This is a genomic window from Streptomyces sp. NPDC002896, assembly GCF_040295225.1.
Taxonomy (GTDB): domain Bacteria; phylum Actinomycetota; class Actinomycetes; order Streptomycetales; family Streptomycetaceae; genus Streptomyces.
Map to the genome: position 1 here is coordinate 167,880 of NZ_JBEOVA010000014.1, position 22,221 is coordinate 190,100.

A 22,221-nucleotide genomic window follows, 5' to 3' on the forward strand; every position below is an offset into this window, starting at 1 on the left:
CTCCGGCACTCACATCTCGTACACCGCAGTCACCGGCGCATGGTCCGACCACCGCTGGTCATAGCTGGCCGCGCGCTCCACGAGGGCCTTCACCGCTCGTCCGGCTAGACCCGGGGTGGCGGCGTGGTAGTCGATGCGCCATCCGCTGTCGTTGTCGAACGCCTTGCCGCGGTAGGACCACCACGAGTACGGTCCCTCGACGTCCGGATGCAGCGCCCGTACGACGTCCACGTACCCGACCTCGCCGAAGATCTCCCCCAGCCACTCGCGCTCCTCCGGGAGGAAGCCGGAGTTCTTGCGGTTGGCCTTCCAGTTCTTCAGGTCGGCCTCACGGTGGGCGATGTTCCAGTCGCCGCACACGAGCACCTCGCGCCCGTCCGCGGCGGAACGCTCCTTCAGCGCCTTCAGATACGCGCGGAACTCCCCCATGAACCGGATCTTCTCGTCCTGCCGCTCCGTGCCCACCTCGCCGGACGGCAGGTAGAGGCTGGCGACCGTGACGCCTGGCAGATCCACCTCGACATACCGCCCACTGCCGTCGAACTCGCTCGACCCGAAGCCGATCTGGATGCGCTCCGGCTCGCGCCGCGTATAGAGGGAGACGCCCGCGCGCCCCTTGGCGGCGGCCGGCGCGTGGACGACGTGCCAGCCGTCCGGTTCGCGCACCTCCTCGGGGAGCTGCGATGGCTCGGCCCGCACCTCCTGCAGGCACAGCACATCGGCGGAGGTGTCGGCGAGCCACTCCACGAAGCCCTTCTTGGCGGCGGCGCGCAGCCCGTTCACATTCACGCTTGTCACTGTGAGCACCCCGGCACGATACCGGCACACTGGTTAAAGCAAGCCACACCGGGCGACGCATAGATGTACCATGCTCCGCATGAATATCCGCCGAGTCTCCTTCGACCACCCCGACGCCGTCAAGCTCAACGACCGCGTCCAGCTCGAGTACGCCGAGCGCTACCAGGACGAGGGCGACGTCACACCGCTCGACGCCACGATGTTCGAGCCGCCGAAGGGCCTGTACCTCATTGCTTACGACGAGTACGGCACCCCGCTCGCGACCGGCGGCTGGCGCGCCCAGGACCTGAACGACGAGGGCTACTCGGACGGCGACGCCGAACTCAAGCGCATGTACGTCGCCCCCGAGGCCCGCGGCCTGGGCCTAGCCCGCCGCATACTCGCCGCCCTGGAGGACGATGCGCGCGCGGCGGGCCGCGTCCGCATGGTCCTGGAGACCGGCACGAAGCAGCCGGAGGCGATCGGCCTGTACACGTCGAGTGGCTACGAGCCCTGCTCCAAGTTCGGCCACTACCGCTTCGACGAGCTGAGCCGCTGCTTCGCCAAGCCGCTCACGGTCTGACGCGCTGCGCTCGCGGCCGGCACCCGTCGGCCACACACGCAAGAACCCCGTCGGACGGATCCGACGGGGTTCTGAATTGCAGTGGACCTGAGGGGATTTGAACCCCTGGCCCCCTCGATGCGAACGAGGTGCGCTACCGGACTGCGCCACAGGCCCTTGCAACGAGTGAAACTCTAGCATCCCGGTCCGGGTGCTTGGAAATCCGTTCCCTGGCTGGTCAGCCGAGGGGGCTGCCGGGCCCTGACCGAGCCAGGCCGGGCCCTGGACCGTCCCGGACGGCCCGCTCCTGCGCGGCCGCGTCTCACTCGTTGGCGGCCCTGGGCCGGTCCCCGTCCGCGTACTGATCGAACAGCGGGGTGCGGCCGCGCTCGCGGGAACGCCGCGCGGACGCCGCACGGCGGGCGTCGCTCCGGTCACCCGGGGCAGCGTCCTGCGGGGCTGCCCCGCCGTCCTGCCCCTCCGTCGCCGAGCCTGCCTCGGTGTGCTCCTGCGCGCCTGAGCCGACGCTCCCCGCCGGGTCCGATCCCGCCGCGGCACCGTGATCGCGGTCCGCGCCGGACGCGGGGCCCGGCACCCGGGCGGAACGGTCAGCGCCATCCGACCGGCCGGAGTGGTCGGCGGCGCCCGTCGTCGGCTCCGCCGCGCTCGACCGCGCGGAACTCCACACGTCGGGCGCGCCCAGGTCGACACCGCCGGTGGCGCGCGGGGCGACCGGCGCGGTCACATACGTCGGCAGCGGCACGGGCACGGGCTCCCAGCTGTCGCCGTGGCCCGGGCCGCCCGGCCGCTCGCGCTGCTGGTCGAGCCACTCCGCGTGGTCGGTCTGCTCGACGATGGCGCGGCGGTCGGCGGCGAGTGACGAGAGGTCGGCGCCGGCGGCGGGCGCCGATTCCTCCTCCGTTTCGTCGCCGGCCGGCCCGTCGGCGGACGGCCGGCGACGCGGCTGCCGCGCCCGCTCACGCAGGCTCTGCGCCGCGGCCTCGGCCCGGCGCCGGTCCATGACGTACGCGAAGCGGCGCCGCTCCTGGGAACGCAGGTACGCGATGTAGCCGCTGAGCAGCAGGGCCGGTACCGCGGGCGCCCACAGGAACGCGAGTCCTCCGACCGCGGCGACGATCGCACCGAGCGTGAAGGCGAGGAACAGGACCACCGTCGTGCGGCGTCGGCGCGCGAGCACCTTCGTACGCCGGGCACGCGTGTCGGCGTCCCGCGCGGCGGCGCGGCGTGCGGCCGACGGCTGCTGCCGGGGCGCGTGCCTGGCGGGCGGGCGGTCCGCGGGCTGGGCGTGTGCGTGCACCTTGGGCGGCTGGGTCCGGGCCTCGGCGTGCACCTTGGAGCGACCCTTGGAGGGGCCTCCCGCGTCGGGACGCACCGCGCCCCCGCGGGCCTCCCGCTGCGCGTCCCCGCGGGCGTCTCGTCGTACACCCCGGCCGTCGCGCAGCCCCGCGTCCCGGCCCTCGTCGCGCCGTGCGGTGCCGGCCGCGTCGCGCGTCTCCCTGCGTGCCCTGGGCACGTCCTTGCGCGACGGAGACGACGACGGAGAGGACGGAGACGACGGAGAGGACGGAGACACGGCGAATGCCCGGACGTCCACCGAGTCGGTGACGCCGTCCGGGTCGACGCGCGGCTCAGCCTCTCCGGCCGAGCGCGCTTCCAGGTCCTTGGCGTATCGGCGCTCCATCCCCGCTCGTCCGGACAGCAGCCGGATGGCGGTGCTGAAGCGTTCCGTCGGACGGGCTTCGTTCAGCTCGTCCTGCCTACGGAGCCACATCGGCACCAAGTAGGCGGCCCAGGCCCCGACGATGACTGCGTAGATGAGGCCGCTGCTGCTCACGCCTCACACCGTAGAGGGGTTTGCGTGAGGCCATCTGCCAATTCCGCCGGTGTGTCGCACGATCTGGCTGATATTCCGAGCTTTTTTTGCGACTCATGCGATCAGCAGCGCCACGGCAGCGGGAAATTTAATGGCCTAGGCGATCGACTGCCGATCATTTTCGAACACTTATTTTATTTCGCATCGCCGAGCGGCATCTCAGGCGGTGTTCTGCCCGCTGTTCCTGGAACGCGCCTGGTGCCAGCGGCGGAGCAACCCCTCCGGCACTTCCTCGGCAGTGAGCGCGAAGACGAGATGATCACGCCAGGCACCGTCGATGTGAAGATAGCGTGGACGCAGTCCCTCCTCGCGGAATCCGAGTTTCTCCACGACCCGTCGGCTGGGCCCGTTCTCCGGGCGAATGCAGACTTCGATGCGGTGCAGCCCGACCGTGCGGAAGCAGTGGTCGACGGCCAGCGCCACGGCCGTCGGCATCACCCCGCGGCCCGCGACCGCCTCGTCGACCCAGTAGCCGATATGGCCCGAGCACATCGAGCCCCACGTGATGCCGGCGACCGTCAGCTGTCCGACGAGACGGCCCTGGTACTCGATGACGAAGGGCAGCATCCGGCCCGCACCGGCCTCGGCGCGCAGATGGCGCACCATCTGACGGTAGGTCGGGCGATGTGCCACGGGGCCGCTGGGCGTGGGCGGCGGAATGGTCGCCTCCCAGGGACGCAGCCAGTCCCGGTTGCGCCGGTTGACCTCGCGCCATGTCCGTTGGTCGCGCAGCTTTATGGGGCGGAGAGCGACGTCGCCGTCCCTGAGCTCGACGGGCCAGGATGGGCTGTTCAGCTCGCACCCCCTGGGGGTACCTCCCAGGCCCTTGAGGCACTGGGGGAGGGTCTGGGGTGGTCGCCGCCGCGGATCTGGTCGACGGCGTGCACCAGGAGGGGCTCCAGTACGGCCAGTCCGTCGCGGACGCCGCCGGTGGAGCCGGGGAGGTTGACGATCAGCGTCCGCCCGCCGACCCCGGCAAGCCCCCGGGAGAGCACCGCCGTGGGCACCTTCACCTGTCCGAACGCGCGAATGGCCTCGGGAATGCCCGGCACCTCGTAGTCGATGACGCGCCGGGTGGCCTCCGGCGTGCGGTCGGTGGGCGAGATGCCGGTGCCGCCGGTGGTGAGGATGACGTCGTACCCGGCCTCGACCCCCGCCCGCAGCGCCTGCTCGACGGGGTCGCCGTCGGGGACCACCTGGGGGCCGTCGACGGCGAAGCCGAGCGCCGTCAGCGCCTCGGCGATCAACGGCCCGCCCTTGTCGGCGTAGACCCCGGCCGCCGCGCGGTTCGACGCGGTGACGACGAGACCGCGACGCGGTGCCGACGCATCGCCGTGCGCATGCGCATGGGAGTACGAGGGCGAGTGCGAGTCGGCGGCGCTCATGCCGCGCCTCCCGCCCTGCTCCAGTCCCCCGACTTCCCGCCCGTCTTCTCCTCGACCCGTACGTCCGTGATGACGGCGCCCTTGTCCACGGCCTTGACCATGTCGATCACCGTGAGGGCCGCGACAGTGACGGCGGTGAGGGCCTCCATCTCGACGCCCGTGCGGTCCGTCGTCTTCACCGTGGCGGTGATCTCCACGGCGTCGTCGGCGACCGACAGCTCCACCTTCACGCCCGAGACTGCCAGCGGGTGGCACAGCGGGATCAGGTCCGGGGTGCGCTTGGCGCCCATGATCCCCGCGATACGGGCGGTCGCGAGGGCATCACCCTTGGGCACCCCCTCGCCGCGCAGCAGCTCGACCACGCGGGGCGCGACGAGAACGCGGCCGCTGGCGCGAGCGGTACGCGCCGTCACGTCCTTCTCGGATACGTCGACCATGCGGGCGGCGCCTGCGTCGTCGATGTGCGTCAGCCGTTCCGGCTCCGGAGGTCCGGGGGTCTCCCCCCGGGAAAACACGGTCATTCGCTGTCGCGCTCCTGGTCAGGGCCGACGCCGTGCGCGCGGGCCTGGTGTGCGCGACAGGTTACCCCCGCCCGACTGGCCGATGCTCAGTCCAGCAGGACCACTTCGACCTCCGCGCCCGGTTCGACCGAAGTGGTGTCCTCGGGGACGACGATCAGCGCGTCCGCGTGCGCGAGGGCTGCGATGAGATGCGAGCCCGCGCCTCCGACGGGCGTGACGGTGCCCGCCTCCGCGTCGTAGCGCCCGCGCAGGAACTGGCGCCTGGCCGGGGGCGAGGAGAGCGCCTTGTCCGCCTCCAGGGCCGCCCGCGCGGTCGGCCGGTGGACGTCCGCGAGACCCATCAGGGTGCGGATCGCGGGGCGTACGAACAGCTCGAAGGAGACGTACGACGAGACAGGGTTGCCGGGCAGGGCGAGCAGCGGGGTGTGGTCGGGGCCGATGGAGCCGAAGCCCTGGGGCTTTCCGGGCTGCATGGCGAGCTTGCGGAACTCGATGCCGCTGCCGGCCTCGTCCTCGTCACCGACGTACGAGAGGGCCTCCTTGACGACGTCGTACGCTCCGACGCTGACGCCGCCCGTCGTGACGATCAGGTCGGCGCGGATCAGCTGGTCCTCGATGGTGGCGCGCAGGGTGTCGGCGTCGTCGGCCACTGCGCCGACGCGGTAGGCGATCGCTCCGGCGTCGCGGGCGGCCGCGGTGAGCGCGAAGCTGTTGGAGTCGTAGATCTGGCCGTCGTCCAATTCCTCGCCGGGCTGGACGAGTTCGCTGCCGGTGGACAGGACGACTACGCGCGGGCGCGGGCGTACCCGGACGGTGCCGCGGCCGATGGCGGCGAGCAGGGCGATCTGCGGCGGGCCGAGGATCGTGCCGGCCTCCAGCGCGCGCTCGCCGGCCTTCACGTCGCTGCCCTTCGCGCGCACGTGCGCGCGTGCCTCGGCCGGGCGGTACACATGGACCCGGCCGTAGGCGCCCTCCGGGGCCGCGCTGTGGGCGCGCATGCCGGAGACGGGGCCCGCGCCCAGTCCGCCGTCGGTCCATTCGACCGGGACGACGGCCTCGGCGCCGGGTGGCATCGGGGCGCCGGTCATGATGCGGGCGGCCTGGCCGGGCCCGACCGCGGCCTGCGCGGCCTGGCCCGCTGCGACGTCGCCGACGACCGTCAGCACGGCGGGAAACTCCTCGCTCGCACCCGACACGTCGGCGACCCGGACCGCGTACCCGTCCATCGAGCTGTTGTCGAAGGGCGGCAGGGACACCGGCACCGTGACGTCCTCGACGAGGACGCAGCCCTGGGCGTCGAGCAGGTGCAGCTCGATGGGCTCCAGGGGCCGGACGGTTGCGAGGATGTCCTCCAGGTGCTCGGTCACCGACCAGATGTGGTCCTGGCCGGTGACGCGGGTCGCGGCGTTGCTCAAATTGCTACATCTCCTCGGTGACGTAACGGCGAAGCCAGGTCCGGAACTCCGGGCCCAGGTCTTCACGTTCGCACGCGAGTCTGACAATGGCACGCAGGTAGTCGCCGCGATCGCCGGTGTCATAGCGGCGGCCCTTGAAGACCACGCCGTGCACGGGGCCGCCGGCGCCGCCCTCGCCGGTCGACCGGTGTTCCTCGGCCAGCTTCTGCAGGGCGTCGGTGATCTGGATCTCGCCGCCGCGGCCCGGCTCGGTCTTGCGGAGTATGTCGAAGATGTGCGGGTCCAGAACGTAGCGTCCGATGATCGCGTAGTTGCTGGGGGCGTCCGCGGCGTCGGGCTTCTCGACCAGGCCGGTGATCTCGACGACGTCGCTGTCCTCGGTGGGTTCCACGGCCGCGCAGCCGTAGAGGTGGATCTGGGCCGGGTCGACCTCCATGAGCGCGATGACGCTGCCGCCGCGCTGCTCCTGGACCTCGATCATGCGGGCGAGCAGGGGGTCGCGCGGGTCGATCAGGTCGTCGCCGAGGAGGACGGCGAAGGGCTCATGGCCGACGTGCGGCGCGGCGCACAGGATGGCGTGGCCGAGCCCCTTGGGGTCGCCCTGGCGTACGTAGTGCATCGTCGCGAGGTCGCTGGACTCCTGGACCTTCGCGAGCCGGTTGGCGTCGCCCTTCTTCTCCAGGGCGGATTCCAGCTCGTAATTGCGGTCGAAGTGGTCCTCCAGGGGGCGCTTGTTGCGGCCCGTGACCATGAGGACGTCGTCGAGGCCGGCGGACACGGCTTCCTCGACCACGTACTGGATCGCCGGCTTGTCGACGACCGGCAGCATCTCCTTGGGAGTGGCCTTGGTGGCCGGCAGGAACCGGGTGCCGAGGCCTGCTGCGGGAATGACAGCCTTACTGATCCTGGGGTGCGACGACTGAGTCATGCCAGAACCTTATCCGGTGCCATTGTGCGGAATCTGTGGGTCCGGTTAATTCGCTCTCATATGAGCCAATTATGAGGAGTTATGAGAACACCATGAGACACGCCAAGGGCGGACCCGAGCCTGGCAAGCGAATGTTGCGGCAGGGATTCCTCGCGGTGAGAAGCCGGTTGACAGCGGATGACGTGCGCGAAACGGCAGCGGCTCTCGCCGGCCGGGCACTGGAGCTGCCGGAACTCTCCGGGGCCCGCACGGTCGCGGCCTACGTCTCGGTGGGCAGCGAGCCCGGCACGCGCGCGTTGCTGGACGCACTCCACGCACGCGGGGTGCGCGTCCTGCTGCCGGTGCTGCTGGCCGACAACGACCTCGACTGGGCGGTGTACGAGGGCCAGGGCTCGCTCGTCGGCGTCCGGCACCCGGGGAAGATCGAACTCCTTGAGCCGGCGGGCGCGCGGCTCGGACCGGACGCCGTCCTGGAGGCAGACGCGGTCCTGCTGCCGGGGCTCGCTGTGGACGCACGCGGAATGCGGCTGGGACGGGGCGGAGGCTCGTACGACCGGGTGCTCGGCCGCCTGGAGCGGGCGGGCGCGGATCCGGCACTGGTGGTGCTGCTGTACGACAGCGAGGTCGTCGAGCGCGTCCCCGAGGAGCCGCACGACCGGCCGGTGCATGCGGTGGTGACGCCTTCGGGAGTGCGCCGCTTCCGCTGATCCCGGCCCCTCGGTATGCGAAGTGGCCCCGCACGCACGCGTGCGGGGCCACTTTCGGCGAGAGCCGGACGATCAGGGACGCAGCACCAGGGTGTCCTGCGTGGCGGCGTCGACCGCCTTCTCCGAGTAGGCCCACGGCAGGAGTTCACCGTTGGCCCACTTGTCCGTCTGATCGGTGTAGTGCGCGCTGTAGGCGTGTCCCGAGGCGCCGGTGAGGTTGATCCACTTGGACTTGTCGAGGTCCTCGAGGTTCACCACCATCCGCATCGACGGCACCCAGATCACTCCGTAGCCGCCCGCCGCGTTCCAGCCGGTCGCGTCGACCGCGGCCTCGCCGCCGCTGAGCTTCCACGGGCCGCGGTTGAGCATGTACTGCAGGAAGCCCGGGCCCTCGGTGCCCAGCGTCTGGTTCTTCAGGAACAGCCGGTGCAGGCGGCCCCAGCTCCAGGTGTCGATGTCCTTGCCGAGCTTGGCGGTCAGCTCCCAGCGGGCGTCCTGCAGGGCCCGCGCGAACAGCTCGTCGCGGTCCGTGGCCGCCGGCTCGGTCCGCGTCTTCGGCGCCGTCCACCAGTCGTTGTCCTCGTCCTCGAGGATCTTGCGGACCACCTCGTACCAGCGGTCGCCGCCGTCGGGCTGCGCCGAGTCCGCGTCGCGCTCACCGCACTCGCGCACCTTGCGCTCCTCGTCGACCGGGCCGGTGTTGTCCGCCGGCTCGACGCTCAGGCACTGGCCCTCGACGCGCAGCTCCTTGGGGAGCTTGTTGCCGAAGGCGAGCTTGAGGATGTTGCGCCAGACCGCGTTGAAGTACGCGGCCGCCGCCGAGTCCGCGTCCTGGGTGTAGTCCCAGCCCTCCAGCAGCTTCTGCGCCTGGCGGACGTACGGGTCGGAGACGTCGATCTTGAGCAGCTTGGGCACGAGCAGCCTGGCGATCTCGCTGCTGTCGTCCATCTGCATCTGGCGCATGTCCTCGGTGGAGATCTTGCCGCCGTTCTTGATCTTCGACTGGATGAGGTCGTTGATCCGCTGGCTGCGTGCGCCGTAGCCCCAGTCCGTCGTGAGCGCGTACGGGTACTTGTCCGGGTTTATGACGGCCTGGTTGGCGGTCACGATGTAGCCGCGCTTCGGGTTGTACTCGTACGGCAGGGCGGACTGCGGGATGTAGCCCTTCCAGCCGTACTTGGAGTCCCAGCCCGGGGCGGGCAGTGAGCCGTCGCCGGCGCCGCGCACCGGGATCTTGCCGGGCGCCTGGTAGCCGATGTTGCCCGCGGTGTCGGCGTAGATGAGGTTCTGCGAGGGCACCTCGAAGTCGGCGGCGGCCTTGCGGAACTGGGTCCAGTTCTCGGCCTTGTTCAGCTCGAAGACGGCGTCCATGGACTTGCCGGGCGTCAGCGCGGTCCAGCGCAGCGAGACGCCGTAGCCGTCGCCGCGGTCGGGTGCCGCCGAGTCGACGGTGGCCTTCTGGCCGACCTTGACCAGCTCGTCGTCGCGGTCGGACAGCAGCGGCCCGTTGTTGGTCTCCCGGACGGTGATCGTCTTGCTGGCGCCGCCCGCGACCTTGATGGTCTCCTTGCGGGTCTTGAAGGGCAGCACCTTGCCGTCGTACTGGTAGCCGTCGCCGGCGAACTTCTCCAGGTACAGGTCGGTGACGTCCGCGCCCAGGTTGGTCATCCCCCACGCGATGTCCTGGTTGTGGCCGATGACCACGCCGGGCATGCCGGAGAACGTGTAGCCGGAGACGTCGTACTGGCAGGTCTCGGAGATGCTGCGGCAGTGCAGGCCCATCTGGTACCAGACCGACGGCAGCTGCGGCGCCAGGTGCGGGTCGTTGGCGAGCAGCGGCTTGCCGGTGATGGTGTGGGCGCCCGAGACCACCCAGGAGTTGGAACCGATGCCGTTGCCGTTCGGCCCGAAGACCGACGGCACCTCGTCCAGGACGTCGGAGACCGCCGACAGCTGGCTCTGCAGCCCCGACGGCGCCGTGGTGTTGCCCGCGAGGCCCGTGCCGGCGGTGGTGCCGGACTGCGTCTGCGTCTGCGTGCTCGCCGAGCTCGTCGGCCCGTACGTCTTGGTGGCGCTGTCGTACGCGCCCTCCTGCACGATCGGCTCGTTGCGCGAGTACGGGTACGCGGGGTACAGGTCCTTGATCTGGGACGGGCCGAGGCGGCTGGTCATCAGCGAGCGGTCGATCTCGTCCTGCATGTTGCCGCGCAGGTCCCAGGCCATCGCCTTGAGCCAGGCCACCGAGTCGACGGGCGACCACTTCTCCGGCTTGTAGTCGTTGGTGAGGCCGAGCGCCGCGTATTCGACGGAGAGGTCCTTGCCGTCCTTGCCCTCGAGGTAGGCGTTGACGCCCTTGGCGTACGCCTGAAGGTACTTCTTGGTCGCCGCCGAGAGCTTGGTCTTGTACTCCTCCTCCGCCACCCGGCGCCAGCCGAGTGTGCGCAGGAACTCGTCGGTCTTGACCTCGCTCTTGCCGAACATCTCCGACAGCCGGCCGGAGGTCATGTGGCGGCGTACGTCCATCTCCCAGAACCGGTCCTGCGCCTGCACATAGCCCTGGGCCATGAAGAGGTCCTCGTCGGACGAGGCGTAGACCTGCGGGATCCCGTAGCTGTCGCGCTTCACGTCGACCGGTCCGGAGAGCCCGTCGAGCTTGATCGACCCCTTGGTCTGCGGGAGGGATGCGCGCACCGTGCTGACGCTCCAGTACGCGCCGCAGCTCACGCCCGCGACGACGGCAAGAACGAGGACGATCACGATCAATCGGGCGCGGCGCCCCTTCTTCCTGCCGGACTTGCCGGGTTCCTGACCGGAAGAGGCGGTGTGATTCGAGGGCATCGCTGTCCTTGCTGTCCTTCGCGAGCGGCAGAACGGGCTGTGCGGATGTGTGAGCGCTGGAGCAACCATAGGCGCAGGACACTTCCGCTCCGGACGCAAGGTCATGAAGCGGAGGCCACCCGTTGTTGACATACGTTCGAAGAACACCTTCAAGGCGTCAAGAAAGCGTTAACGATTAGGTAAAGTAACGAAGTAACCCGGTTTCTCGCGCCAAAGCGCTTGCTGCCGGTACAAGAGCACATGGCTCCATCAGGGGAAGGAACGGCCGCTGACTGTCCACCACCTCAACCAGCTCCTGCTCGTCTGCTCGCTCGTTCTGCTCGTCGCCGTGGCAGCGGTCCGTATCTCCTCGCGCAGCGGACTCCCCAGCCTGCTCATTTACCTGGGGATAGGCATCGCCATGGGGCAGGACGGCATCGCCCATATCTCCTTCAACAACGCCCAGCTGACCCAGGTGATCGGCTATGCCGCGCTCGTCGTGATCCTCGCCGAGGGCGGCCTGGGCACGAAGTGGAAAGAGATCAAACCGGCACTTCCGGCCGCCGCTGCGCTGGCGACCGTCGGCGTCGCGGTGAGCGTCGGCGTCACGGCGGCGGGCGCGCACTATCTGATCGGGCTGGAATGGCGGCAGTCGCTCATCATCGGTGCGGTGGTGTCCTCGACGGACGCGGCAGCGGTGTTCTCGGTGCTGCGGAAAGTGCCCCTCCCCGCGCGCGTGGCGGGCACGCTCGAGGCCGAGTCGGGCTTCAACGACGCCCCTGTGGTGATCCTCGTCGTGGCGTTCTCCACGGCCGGCCCGGTGGAGCACTGGTACATGCTCGTCGGCGAGATCGCCCTGGAGCTGGCGATCGGCGCGGCGATCGGCCTCGCTGTGGGGTGGCTCGGCGCCTTCGGCCTGCGGCACGTGGCGCTGCCCGCCTCCGGCCTCTACCCCATCGCGGTCATGGCGATCGCGGTCAGCGCCTACGCGGCCGGGGCGCTCGCGCACGGCAGCGGCTTCCTCGCGGTGTACCTCGCCGCGATGGTGCTCGGCAACGCCCGGCTGCCGCACTGGCCGGCCACGCGCGGCTTCGCCGAGGGCGTCGGCTGGATCGCCCAGATCGGCATGTTCGTCCTGCTCGGCCTGCTCGTCACGCCGCACGACCTGGAGGACGACGTGTTGCCCGCCGTCGTCATCGGCCTGGTGCTGACCATGGTGGCGCGGCCGCTGTCGGTGGTGGTCAGCCTGCTGCCGTTCCGGATGCCGTGGCGGGAGCAGGCGCTCATGTCGTGGGCCGGTCTGCGCGGCGCCGTGCCCATCATCCTCGCCACCATCCCGATGGTGTTCGACGTCGAGCACAGCCGCCGGATCTTCAACATCGTCTTCGTACTGGTCGTCGTCTACACCCTCGTCCAGGGGCCGACACTGCCCTGGCTGGCCCGGAAGCTGCGCCTCGCCGAGACCGCCGAGGCCTCCGACCTCGGCATCGAGTCCGCGCCCCTGGAGCGGCTGAGCGGACATCTGCTGTCCGTGGCGATCCCGAAGGGATCCAAGATGCACGGCGTCGAGGTGAGCGAACTACGGCTGCCGGCGGGCGCCGCGGTCACCCTCGTGGTCCGCGACGGGAAGTCGTTCGTGCCCCTTCCGACCACCGTGCTGCGGCGCGGCGACGAACTGCTCGTGGTGGCCACCGATCCGGTGCGGGACGCCGCCGAGGCGCGTCTGCGTGCGGTGGGGCAGGGCGGCAAGCTGGCCGGGTGGCTGGGGACGGGCGGGAATCCGTGAGGTCCGGCGGTCGTGGCCGACGAACGGTACGGCAATCGCAGGTGAACGGGCTGCGGCTGCTCGGATTCGCAGGCTGAGCGTGGGAGCTGTCCCTGTACGATGAGGCGACCTGATCGGACCAACTCTGCCTGACGCAGAGCTGGCGCGACCGTATGGCGGCCGTGGCACCCCCCACAGGGGACCGCCCGGTATCTACCGCAGTCCAGCGCAAGAGGACAGCTCTCGGCGCCCCCCGCACGGGCGCGCTACCAGGCGGCAGAAAGGCACGGGCCGTGGCATCCACGGTCACCTCGAAGTCGTCCCGCCCTGGACCCTCCCAGCCTGGGGCATCCCGCCCTGGGACATCCCGCCCGGGTTACGGACAGCTGCTGCGCACGCGTGGCGCCTGGACGTTCCTGCTCCCCGGGTTCGCCGCGCGCCAGCCGTTCGCGATGCTGACCGTCTCGATCGTGCTGCTGGTGCACCACACCACCGGCTCCTACGGTGCCGCGGGTGCCGTCGCCGCCGTCACGGGCGTCTCGATGGCGCTGTTCGCGCCCTTCACCGGCACCTGCGCCGACCGGTTCGGACAGCGAGCGGTGCTGCTGCCCGGCGTCCTGGTGCACGCGGCGGCCGCACTGACGCTGACGGTGCTGGCGTTGTCGCATGCACCCCTGTGGGCGCTGTTCGCGGCGGCCGTGCCGACCGGCGCCTCCGTACCGCAGGTCGGGCCGATGGTGCGGGCCCGCTGGGGCGTCACGCTGCAGGACTCGCCGCTGCTGACGACGGCCGCCGCGTTCGAATCCGTCACGGACGAGCTGACGTTCGTCCTCGGGCCCCTGCTCGCGACCGCACTGTGCACGGCAGTGGACCCGGCGGCCGGCCTGGTGACGGAGGCGGTGCTGTCGCTGGGCGGCGGGCTGCTCTTCGCCGCGCAGACGGGCACACAGCCGCGACCTTCCCGCGGCACGCCTCTACGGTCGTCCGGCGCGGTGCGTGACGGGCACGCGAGGCCGTCCGGCGCCGTGGGTGACGGGCACGCGCGCGTGGAGCGTGTGCCCGCCCTCCGGGTGCCCGGCGTGCGAGTGCTGGCCGTGGCCTTCCTGGGCATTGGCACCGTCTTCGGCGGCATGCAGGTCTCGCTGGCCGCGTTCACCCGGTCGATCGGCGAGCCGGGACTGAACGGCGTCCTCTACGGTGTCTTCGCCGCGGGCAACATGCTCTCCGGAATCGTCTGCGGAGCGATCGCCTGGAAGGCGGCCCCTCACCGGCGGCTCGTCGTCGGGTACGCGGCGCTGGCGCTGGCGGCCTCCGGACTGTGGACCGCGCACTCCGTGCTGCTCCTGGCCGCGCTCGGGCTGCTCGTCGGCGCGTGCATCGCCCCTTCGCTGATCACCGGCTACACACTCGTCGACCGTCTGGTGGCGCCCACCGCGCGTACCGAGGCCTTCACCTGGCTGACCGGCGCGGTGGCGCTGGGGCAGGCCGCCGCGGTCACGCTCGCCGGGCAGCTCGAGGACCGCCTCTGGAACGGCGCCGGATTCCTGGTACCGCTGGCCGGTACGGCACTGGCCCTGGCGACCGTCGTCGCGCTGCGTACACGCCTCGTGCCGCAGTCCAAGGGGCGGACGGTGGCGCGTGGCGTCGGTCACCGCGTGCCGCTCACAGTGGACTGATCCCCGGGAATACGTCACTATGGACCGTCGTTAGCACTCATCGAGTGAGAGTGCCAGGAGGAAGCAAGTGCCGACCTATCAGTACCAGTGCACCGAGTGCGGCGAGGGCCTCGAGGCGGTGCAGAAGTTCACGGACGACGCCCTGACCGTGTGCCCCAGCTGCGACGGCCGCCTGAAGAAGGTGTTCTCCGCGGTCGGCATCGTCTTCAAGGGCTCGGGCTTCTACCGCAACGACAGCCGCGGCTCGTCCTCGAGCAGCTCGCCCGCCTCGTCGTCGAAGTCGTCGGACTCCAAGACGTCGTCGTCGGACTCCAAGGCCTCGTCGTCGGACTCCACGTCCTCGTCCGGCACGTCGAGCTCCGCAGGCTCCTCCAGCTCCTCCGCTGCGTAAGGCCGCCGAGGCCGCCACGTAGGGCCTTCGAGGCGCTTTCCCAGTCGCCTTCTCCAGGGCCGTTCACAAGGCTTTCCTTACAAGACCCTGTCGTTTTCCGACGACAGGGTCTTCGGCGTTTCCCCGGCCCGGCTACTGTGCTGACCATGGCGACCCTGGCTAACAAGGCAGACGCAGAGATCACGGGCGGGGCGGGCGCGAGGCCCTCCGCCGAGATCGGCGTCATCGGCGGCTCCGGCTTCTACTCCTTTCTCGACGACGTGACCGAGGTGCAGGTCGACACCCCTTACGGGGCGCCGAGCGACTCGCTCTTCCTGGGCGTGCTGGCCGGCCGGCGGGTCGCCTTCCTCCCCCGCCACGGCCGCAGCCACCACCTTCCGCCGCACCGGATCAACTACCGCGCGAACCTGTGGGCGCTGCGCTCCGTGGGCGTGCGCCAGGTGCTGGGGCCGTGCGCGGTGGGCGGGCTGCGGGCGGAGTACGGGCCCGGCACTCTGCTGATCCCGGACCAGTTCGTGGACCGTACGAAGGAGCGCGTGCAGACGTACTTCGACGGGCTTCCGCTGCCCGGCGGAGGCCCTGTGCCGAACGTCGTGCACGTCTCGCTGGCCGACCCGTACTGCCCCGTGGGCCGCAGGATCGCGGTGAAGGCGGCGCGCGGGCAGGACTGGGAGCCGGTGGACGGCGGCACGCTCGTGGTGGTCGAAGGGCCCCGCTTCTCGACCCGTGCCGAGTCGCTGTGGCACGCGGCGCAGGGCTGGTCGGTGGTGGGCATGACAGGCCACCCCGAGGCCGCACTGGCCCGTGAGCTCGAGCTCTGCTACACGTCGCTGACCCTGGTCACCGACCTCGATGCGGGTGCCGAGACGGGCGAGGGCGTCTCGCACGAGGAGGTGCTCAAGGTCTTCGCCGCGAACGTGGACAGGCTGCGGACGGTGCTGTTCGACGCGGTGGCCGGCCTGCCGGCGAACGAGGAGCGGGACTGCCTGTGCACGCGTGCGCTGGGCGGCCTGGACCCGGGCATCGAGCTGCCGTAGGACGCGGCTGCTTGACTGAGGCTGGGGCACGCCGCTCGGGTGGGCTGAGGCGGAACTTCACGTTCGGGTGTGGGAGTTGTCCACAACCGGTCGGTAGTCCACGGGCGTCAGCGGGCCACGGCGAGGAGCTGCATCGTGGATGCGCAAGCCGAGCTCCTCACCGCAGGTGGTGGTCACCGTGTCGCAGTCCCTCTCACAGTCACAGCTGTCGTCGCAGTCTCCGCGTTACGCGTCTCCGTCGCCGCGTCAGGCGTCACTGTCTTCGCGTTACGCGTCGCTCTCGCGCCCCCAGCCGGAGTCGTTCGCGCAGCCACCACCAAGTCGCTCAAACGGGAATCATCCGCCGGGCGGGGGCGCTCCGCCGACGTGCGAGGTCCCGCACTTCTCTCCCGTGCGGGTACGGGGCGGACGGCACCGTCTGCGCCGGCTCGTAGGGCACAAACGGCGTGCTGTGGCGGCGGGTCTCGCCGTGACGGCGGCGGCGCTCGTGGCGACGGGCCCGCGTGATGTGCAGAGGGCGCAGGCAGACCCGGCGCAGGCACTCCCCGCATCCGTGCCCCGGAAGGAGCCGCGCGCTGTGGAGTTGGTGGCCGCGCCCGTGCGTATCGCCGACGCCGCGACGGTGCGGCTGCTGCGCCCGGGCGACCGCGTCGACGTCGTCGCGGCCGACGGCGCGGCGACGGGCGGCGCCATGCCGCGCGTGGTGGCGAGGGGTGCGCGGGTGACGAAGGTCCCCGAGGCCGCACGGGACGGCGCGGCGGAAAGCGGTGCCCTCATCGTGCTCTCCGTGCCACGGACCACGGCGGCACGGCTGGCCGGGGCAGGGGCGACATCACGGCTGGCGGTGACACTGTGCTGATCTCGGCGCGGACTCCACCTGTGCTTTCGGTCCGGCACGGACGCTCGGCCTCACCTGTCCTTTCCTCGCCTGCACGCTGCCCGCACGCCGCCCCGTCAGGTCGTTCGCCGGGAGAGCCTCAGTGGACAGGCCGGACCTCTTCTGCCGTAGGTTGCGGAGCTGATTGCTCCACAAGCTGCAGATATGAAGAAAGGCCTCGCGGTGAGCGTGAAGAAGACGCCGAGCGTCTGGGAGGGCTTCAAGGCCTTCCTGATGCGCGGCAATGTGATCGACCTGGCGGTCGCGGTGGTCATCGGCGCCGCGTTCACCAACATCGTGAACTCGTTGGTGAAGGGCATCATCAACCCGGTGGTCGGCGCGTTCGGGACGAAGGATCTCGACAAGTACGTCTCGTGTCTGAAGGCGCCATGCGACTTCGACGAGAAGACCGGCACGGTCGTGAGCGGCATCCCCCTCATGTGGGGCTCGGTGCTCAGTGCGACGCTCAGCTTTCTGATCACCGCAGCGGTGGTCTACTTCCTGATGGTGCTGCCCATGGCGAAGTATCTGGCGAGGGTGGCGGAGCGGAAGGCCGCCAGGGAGGGTGCCCAGGAGAAGACCGAGGCGACCGAGCTCGAGCTGCTGAGGGAGATCCGGGACGCCCTGGTCGCGCAGCGTGCCGGGGAGGGTACGCGGTAGCGGTAGCGGCGGCAGCCCGGCGGGTTCAGAGGTGGTGGGGCGGCTTCTCGTCCAGGAAGCGCGCGAGGTCGGCGGCGCTGTCACCGCTGGATGCCGGCCTCTCGCCCCACCCTCGGTCGGTGTCGTCCGAGGACTGCTGCGTCAGCGGGTCGTCGAAGACCAGCGCGTCCTTCGGATCGCGCGGTTCGGAGGCGGGGGCCGTGCTCATGCATCCAGGGTACGTCCGAGCGGGAAGCGCCTCAGACGGCCCTGAGTCCCTGTGCTTCGAAGAGCTGCCTGGCCGCCGCCACCTGCTCCGGTGTCGGGGACGGGGTGTCGTGCAGAGGGAAGGCCCTGCCGAGTTCCCGCCACTTGGTCTCGCCCAGTTTGTGGAAGGGCAGCACGTCGACCCTGGAGACGTTGCCGAGCGAGGCGGCGAACGCCGCGACGCCCTCGACGTTCGCCGGGTCGTCGGTCAGGCCGGGGACCAGTACGAACCGCACCCAGACGTCCTTGCCGAGCCGGGCGAGGCGACGGGCGAAGTCAAGCGTCGGCTCGAGCGGACGGCCGGTGACCTTCCTGTACGTCTCGCGGTCCCAGGACTTGATGTCGAGCAGCACGAGGTCGACGTCGCGCAGCAGGGAGTCCGTGGCACGTGTACCGAGAAACCCCGAGGTGTCGAGGGCGGTGTGCAGGCCCAGTTCGTGCTTGAAGCGGTGCAGCAGTTCGCCCGCAAAGACGGGCTGCAGCAGGGGCTCGCCCCCGCTGAGGGTTGCTCCGCCGCCCGCGGCCGCGATGAACGAGGTGTACTTGGCGGCTTCGGCGACCATGTCGTCGGCTCCCGTGCGCCTGCCGTCGCGGATCCGCCAGGTGTCGGGGTTCTGGCAGTACAGGCACGTCAGCGGGCATCCGGAGAGGAAGCTCACGAAGCGTGTGCCGGGGCCGTCGACGCCCGTCGACAGGTCCCAGGAGTGGACGGAACCCTCGACGGGACGGCGGGTTGCGGCGGCGGCCGGGGTGGTGGCCGTCGAGGTGGCGGACGCCGCCGGGTTCTGACCGAGCAGCAGGGTCATGGTGGTACTCCCGAATTGCTGAAGCCGGGGCCGCGGCGGGCCGGTCTGCAGCGGGCCGTGGACTTACAGCGAGCTGTGGAAGGTGCGGTTGATGACGTCCAGCTGCTGCTCGCGCGTCAGGCGCACGAAGTTCACGGCATAGCCGGAGACCCGGATGGTCAACTGCGGGTGCTTTTCGGGATGTTCCATGGCGTCCTCGAGCGTCGCCTTGTCGAGCACGTTGACGTTCATGTGGAAGCCGCCGCTCGCCGTGAAGCCGTCCAGCACACCGGACAGATGCGCGACGCGCTCCTCCGGGGTACGGCCGAGGGCGTCCGGTGTGACGCTGTTGGTCAGCGAGATGCCGTCCTCGGCGTCGTCGTACGAGAGCTTGGCAACCGACAGGGCGGAGGCAATGTAGCCGTGCGCGTCGCGGCCGTTCATCGGGTTGGCGCCGGGAGCGAAGGGGGTGCCGGCACGGCGGCCGTCGGGGGTGTTGCCGGTCTTCTTGCCGTATACGACGTTCGAGGTGATGGTCAGCACCGACTGGGTGTGCACCGCGTCGCGGTACGTGGGGTGCTTGCGCACCTTCTCCATGAAGTCGTGGACGAGCTGCTGGGCCAGGGAGTCGGCGCGGTCGTCGTTGTTGCCGTACGCGGGATAGCCGCCCTCGGTCTCGTAGTCGACGACCAGGCCCGTCTCGTCGCGGATGACCTTCACGCGTGCGTGCTTGATGGCCGAGAGCGAGTCGGCGGCGACGGACAGACCCGCGATGCCGCAGGCCATGGTGCGCAGGATCTCCCGGTCGTGCAGGGCCATCTCGATGCGCTCGTAGGCGTACTTGTCGTGCATGTAGTGGATGACGTTGAGCGCGTGGACATACGTCTTGGCCAGCCAGTCGAGCATCGCGTCGTACCGGCGGGCGACGTCCTCGTACTCGAGGTAGTCGCCGGTGACCGGCTCGAAGCCCTCGACGACGGTCTTTCCGGTCACCTCGTCGCGGCCGCCGTTGATGGCGTAGAGCAGCGCCTTGGCGACGTTGACGCGCGCGCCGAAGAACTGCATCTGCTTGCCCATGGCCATGGCGGAGACGCAACAGGCGATGGCTGTGTCGTCGCCGTACTTGGGGCGCATCAGGTCGTCGGACTCGAACTGCAGGGCGCTGGTGTCGATGGCGACCTTGGAGGCGAACTCCTTGAAGGCCTCGGGCAGTCGCTGCGACCACAGGACGGTGAGGTTGGGCTCCGGGGCGGGGCCCAGGTTGTAAAGCGTCTGCAGGGCGCGGAAGGTGGTGCGGGAGACCAGCGGGCGGCCGTCCTCGCCGATGCCCGCCATGGTCCAGGTGACCCAGGTGGGGTCGCCCGAGTAGAGCTCGTTGTACTCGGGGGTGCGCAGGAAGCGGACGATGCGGAGCTTGATGACGAAGTCGTCGATGAGTTCCTGCGCCCGGGACTCGGTGAGCAGACCGCGCTCGATGTCGCGCTGCAGGTATATGTCGAGGAACGTGTCGATGCGGCCGATCGACATGGCCGCGCCGTTCTGCTCCTTCACGGCCGCAAGATAGGCGAAGTACAGCCACTGGACGGCCTCGCGGCCGGTCGCCGCCGGACGGGAGATGTCGTAGCCGTAGGACCGGGCCATCGCCTTGAGCTCGCCCAGCGCCTTGATCTGCTCGGCGATCTCCTCACGGTCACGGATGACGTGCTCGGTGGGCCACTGGGCGTTCAGCTGTTCCTTGTCGGCCTGCTTGACCTCGATGAGCCGGTCGACGCCGTAGAGGGCGACGCGGCGGTAGTCGCCGATGATGCGGCCGCGGCCATAGGCGTCGGGGAGGCCGGTGATGATGCCGGCGGAGCGGCAGGCCCGGATCTCCGGGGTGTAGGCGTCGAAGACGCCGTCGTTGTGGGTCTTGCGCAGATGGGTGTAGACGTCCTTGACCGCGGGATCCGGCTCATAGCCGAAGGCGCCCAGGGCGGTCTCGACCATGCGCCAGCCGCCGGCCGGCATGATCGCGCGCTTGAGCGGGGCGTCGGTCTGGAGACCGACGATGAGATCGAGGTCCGGATCGACATAGCCGGGCGCGAAGGCGTCGATCCGGGACGGGGTGTGCACGTCGACGTCGTGGATACCGCGCTCCGTCTCGGCGGGGAACAGGGACAGGAGCTTCTCCCACACGCGCGTGGTCCGCTCGGTGGGCCCGGCCAGGAAGGAGCCGTCGCCCTCGTACGGCGCGTAGTTCTGCTGGACGAAGTCGCGGACGTCGACGGCGTCACGCCACAGACCGCCCCTGAAGCCGTCCCAGGCTCCGCTGCGGTGTGCCTGCTCCGCCTGTTCCGTCTGTTCCGCAGGAGTGCCAGTCGTCGTCACGCTCACGTCCGAGTCCCTTCGTCGCTTCCTGTCCATTGCACGCCTGGCGCAGCGGCAGGGGGTGATGCGTTGGTCCTCGATCTGCGGGCCGAAAGTCCTTCCTTCGGCGGGTGGAGATCCCGTCGGCGCGGAACGGATCTCTTCGGCGCGCGCCGGGTTAGGTCCTCGACGTATGACCTCGACCTCTGGGCATACGGTCTCCGGGTGAGGTGAGCGGACGAACGGGCGGGAGACGCAGACATGACGGTTGACGCGCTGACGGACGTGCCGGGACTGCGCGTGGGGCACGCCACCCGTGCCGGGGACGGCTGGCTCACCGGCACCACGGTCGTGCTCGCGCCGGAGGGCGGGGCGATCGCGGCCGTGGACGTGCGCGGCGGCGGCCCCGGCACCAAGGAGACGGACGCGCTGGACCCGCGCAATCTGGTGCAGCGCGTCGAGGCCGTCGTCCTCACGGGCGGCAGCGCGTACGGACTCGACTCGGCGTCCGGGGTGATGGCCTGGCTGGAGGAGCGGCGGCGAGGCGTACGGGTCGGTCCGGACCCGTCGCACGTCGTGCCGGTCGTCCCGGCAGCGTGCGTCTTCGACCTGGGCCGCGGCGGCGACTTCCGGGCCAGGCCGGACGCGTCGACGGGCCGCGCCGCGGTGGAGGCCGCAGCACGCGCAGAACCGGGCGCGCCGGTGCAGACGGGCGGCGTGGGCGCCGGTACGGGAGCGGTGGTCGGCGGCATCAAGGGTGGTGTCGGCACGGCGAGCACCCGGCTCGACTCGGGTGTCACGGTCGCCGCGCTCGTGGTGGCCAACGCCGCGGGCTCGGCGGTCGATCCGCTGACGGGCGTGCTGTACGGGCAGTTCTTCGAGGGACGCCCGACCTACCCCTCGGAGGAGGTCCACGAGGCGGCGCAGCGCCGGCTGGCGGAATACGCCGCGAAGAGCTCGAAGAACGCTCCGGCACCGCTGAACACCACGCTCGCGGTCGTCGCCACCGACGCCGGGCTGACGCGCGCGCAGGCACAGAAGCTCGCGGGCACGGCGCACGACGGCATCGCGCGCGCCGTGCGCCCGGTCCATCTCCTCAACGACGGCGACACCGTCTTCACCCTGGCCACCGGAGACCGCCCGCTCACCGCCGGAAATCCCCTCGCGCTGAACGAGATCCTCGCGGCCGGTGCGGACATGGTGACCCGTGCGATCGTACGGGCGGTCCTGTCCGCCGAGTCCGTGGAAGGGCCGGGCGGCAGCTACCCGTCGTACCGGGAGCTGTACGGGAGTTGATGAGGCCATACCCGGAGTTGAGGGTGCCCCTTCCGGCTTCGCCGTTCGTCTCGGCCGCCGTCTCCTGCGGCCTTGCGCCGGGACGGGCGGGAACTCCGGGGACGGGCCGTTCGTTTTTCCGGTTCGCAGGACATGA

General features: G+C 70.5%; 20 protein-coding genes and 1 tRNA gene. 9 read left to right on the top strand and 12 right to left on the bottom strand.

Features of this window, described 5'->3' with window-relative positions:
• Window positions 1-9: 9 nt before the first annotated feature.
• A complete protein-coding gene (locus tag ABT009_RS26355) occupies window positions 10-828 on the bottom strand; it encodes an exodeoxyribonuclease III (RefSeq protein ID WP_351299711.1) in 819 nt (272 codons plus the stop codon).
• 49 nt (window positions 829-877) lie between these two features.
• Between ABT009_RS26355 and ABT009_RS26360 the strand changes: the two genes are divergently transcribed.
• Window positions 878-1,360, top strand: coding sequence for a GNAT family N-acetyltransferase (locus ABT009_RS26360; RefSeq protein WP_351299714.1), 483 nt, complete (start codon window positions 878-880; stop codon window positions 1,358-1,360).
• An 82-nt stretch (window positions 1,361-1,442) separates the two neighbouring features.
• On the opposite strand, the gene ABT009_RS26365 is transcribed toward ABT009_RS26360, so the two are convergent.
• The 7 genes from ABT009_RS26365 to galU form a co-directional block, all read right to left on the bottom strand.
• A tRNA-Ala gene (locus tag ABT009_RS26365) sits at window positions 1,443-1,516 on the bottom strand.
• Between the two features lie 145 nt (window positions 1,517-1,661).
• Window positions 1,662-3,194, bottom strand: coding sequence for a divisome protein SepX/GlpR (gene sepX / locus ABT009_RS26370; RefSeq protein ID WP_351299717.1), 1,533 nt, complete (start codon window positions 3,192-3,194; stop codon window positions 1,662-1,664).
• 198 nt (window positions 3,195-3,392) lie between these two features.
• Window positions 3,393-4,028 (bottom strand): GNAT family N-acetyltransferase, encoded by a 636-nt coding sequence (locus ABT009_RS26375; protein WP_351299866.1) that lies wholly within the window; start codon window positions 4,026-4,028, stop codon window positions 3,393-3,395.
• A complete protein-coding gene (locus ABT009_RS26380) occupies window positions 4,025-4,618 on the bottom strand; it encodes a MogA/MoaB family molybdenum cofactor biosynthesis protein (RefSeq protein WP_351299720.1) in 594 nt (197 codons plus the stop codon). Before ABT009_RS26380 ends, ABT009_RS26375 begins: the two co-directional genes overlap by 4 nt.
• Window positions 4,615-5,139: a cyclic pyranopterin monophosphate synthase MoaC gene (moaC, locus tag ABT009_RS26385; protein ID WP_351299723.1), complete on the bottom strand. Its 525-nt coding sequence runs from the start codon at window positions 5,137-5,139 to the stop codon at window positions 4,615-4,617. Before moaC ends, ABT009_RS26380 begins: the two co-directional genes overlap by 4 nt.
• 86 nt (window positions 5,140-5,225) lie before the next feature.
• Window positions 5,226-6,554 (bottom strand): molybdotransferase-like divisome protein Glp, encoded by a 1,329-nt coding sequence (gene glp, locus ABT009_RS26390; protein ID WP_351299725.1) that lies wholly within the window; start codon window positions 6,552-6,554, stop codon window positions 5,226-5,228.
• 4 nt (window positions 6,555-6,558) lie between these two features.
• The gene (gene galU / locus ABT009_RS26395; protein ID WP_351299728.1) at window positions 6,559-7,482 is read right to left on the bottom strand and encodes a UTP--glucose-1-phosphate uridylyltransferase GalU; all 924 of its coding nucleotides are present in this window, start codon (window positions 7,480-7,482) and stop codon (window positions 6,559-6,561) included.
• A gap of 131 nt (window positions 7,483-7,613) precedes the next feature.
• Here galU and ABT009_RS26400 point away from each other — a divergent pair, with 131 nt between their 5' ends.
• Window positions 7,614-8,189 (top strand): 5-formyltetrahydrofolate cyclo-ligase, encoded by a 576-nt coding sequence (locus tag ABT009_RS26400; protein WP_502989958.1) that lies wholly within the window; start codon window positions 7,614-7,616, stop codon window positions 8,187-8,189.
• Window positions 8,190-8,261: 72 nt separating this feature from the next.
• Here the strand turns inward: ABT009_RS26400 and ABT009_RS26405 are convergent, their stop codons facing one another.
• Window positions 8,262-11,027, bottom strand: a complete 2,766-nt coding sequence (locus tag ABT009_RS26405) for a penicillin acylase family protein (protein ID WP_351299734.1) — start codon at window positions 11,025-11,027, stop codon at window positions 8,262-8,264.
• Window positions 11,028-11,295: 268 nt separating this feature from the next.
• Here ABT009_RS26405 and ABT009_RS26410 point away from each other — a divergent pair, with 268 nt between their 5' ends.
• The 6 genes from ABT009_RS26410 to mscL all read left to right on the top strand — a co-directional run bounded on the left by ABT009_RS26410 (window position 11,296) and on the right by mscL (window position 17,412).
• Window positions 11,296-12,792, top strand: a complete 1,497-nt coding sequence (locus ABT009_RS26410; RefSeq protein WP_351299869.1) for a potassium/proton antiporter — start codon at window positions 11,296-11,298, stop codon at window positions 12,790-12,792.
• Between the two features lie 272 nt (window positions 12,793-13,064).
• Window positions 13,065-14,447: an MFS transporter gene (locus ABT009_RS26415; RefSeq protein WP_351299737.1), complete on the top strand. Its 1,383-nt coding sequence runs from the start codon at window positions 13,065-13,067 to the stop codon at window positions 14,445-14,447.
• 67 nt (window positions 14,448-14,514) lie between these two features.
• A complete protein-coding gene (locus tag ABT009_RS26420) occupies window positions 14,515-14,838 on the top strand; it encodes an FmdB family zinc ribbon protein (protein WP_351299740.1) in 324 nt (107 codons plus the stop codon).
• Window positions 14,839-14,984: 146 nt separating this feature from the next.
• Window positions 14,985-15,875, top strand: a complete 891-nt coding sequence (locus ABT009_RS26425) for an S-methyl-5'-thioadenosine phosphorylase (RefSeq protein ID WP_351299743.1) — start codon at window positions 14,985-14,987, stop codon at window positions 15,873-15,875.
• Between the two features lie 139 nt (window positions 15,876-16,014).
• Entirely contained in the window at window positions 16,015-16,734 is a 720-nt protein-coding gene (locus tag ABT009_RS26430; RefSeq protein WP_502989956.1) for a hypothetical protein, read from the top strand.
• Window positions 16,735-16,917: 183 nt separating this feature from the next.
• Window positions 16,918-17,412 carry a large conductance mechanosensitive channel protein MscL gene (gene mscL / locus ABT009_RS26435; RefSeq protein ID WP_351299746.1) on the top strand — a complete coding sequence of 165 codons (495 nt, stop codon included), beginning with the start codon at window positions 16,918-16,920 and terminating at the stop codon, window positions 17,410-17,412.
• Between the two features lie 25 nt (window positions 17,413-17,437).
• On the opposite strand, the gene ABT009_RS26440 is transcribed toward mscL, so the two are convergent.
• The 3 genes from ABT009_RS26440 to pflB form a co-directional block, all read right to left on the bottom strand.
• Window positions 17,438-17,620 carry a hypothetical protein gene (locus ABT009_RS26440; RefSeq protein WP_351299748.1) on the bottom strand — a complete coding sequence of 61 codons (183 nt, stop codon included), beginning with the start codon at window positions 17,618-17,620 and terminating at the stop codon, window positions 17,438-17,440.
• Window positions 17,621-17,651: 31 nt separating this feature from the next.
• Window positions 17,652-18,464 carry a pyruvate formate-lyase-activating protein gene (pflA, locus tag ABT009_RS26445; protein ID WP_351299751.1) on the bottom strand — a complete coding sequence of 271 codons (813 nt, stop codon included), beginning with the start codon at window positions 18,462-18,464 and terminating at the stop codon, window positions 17,652-17,654.
• 63 nt (window positions 18,465-18,527) lie between these two features.
• Complete coding sequence (gene pflB / locus ABT009_RS26450; RefSeq protein WP_502989957.1) at window positions 18,528-20,846, bottom strand: formate C-acetyltransferase; 2,319 nt, start codon at window positions 20,844-20,846, stop codon at window positions 18,528-18,530.
• Window positions 20,847-21,050: 204 nt separating this feature from the next.
• Here pflB and ABT009_RS26455 point away from each other — a divergent pair, with 204 nt between their 5' ends.
• Window positions 21,051-22,085 (top strand): P1 family peptidase, encoded by a 1,035-nt coding sequence (locus ABT009_RS26455; RefSeq protein WP_351299754.1) that lies wholly within the window; start codon window positions 21,051-21,053, stop codon window positions 22,083-22,085.
• The last annotated feature ends 136 nt before the right edge of the window (window positions 22,086-22,221 follow it).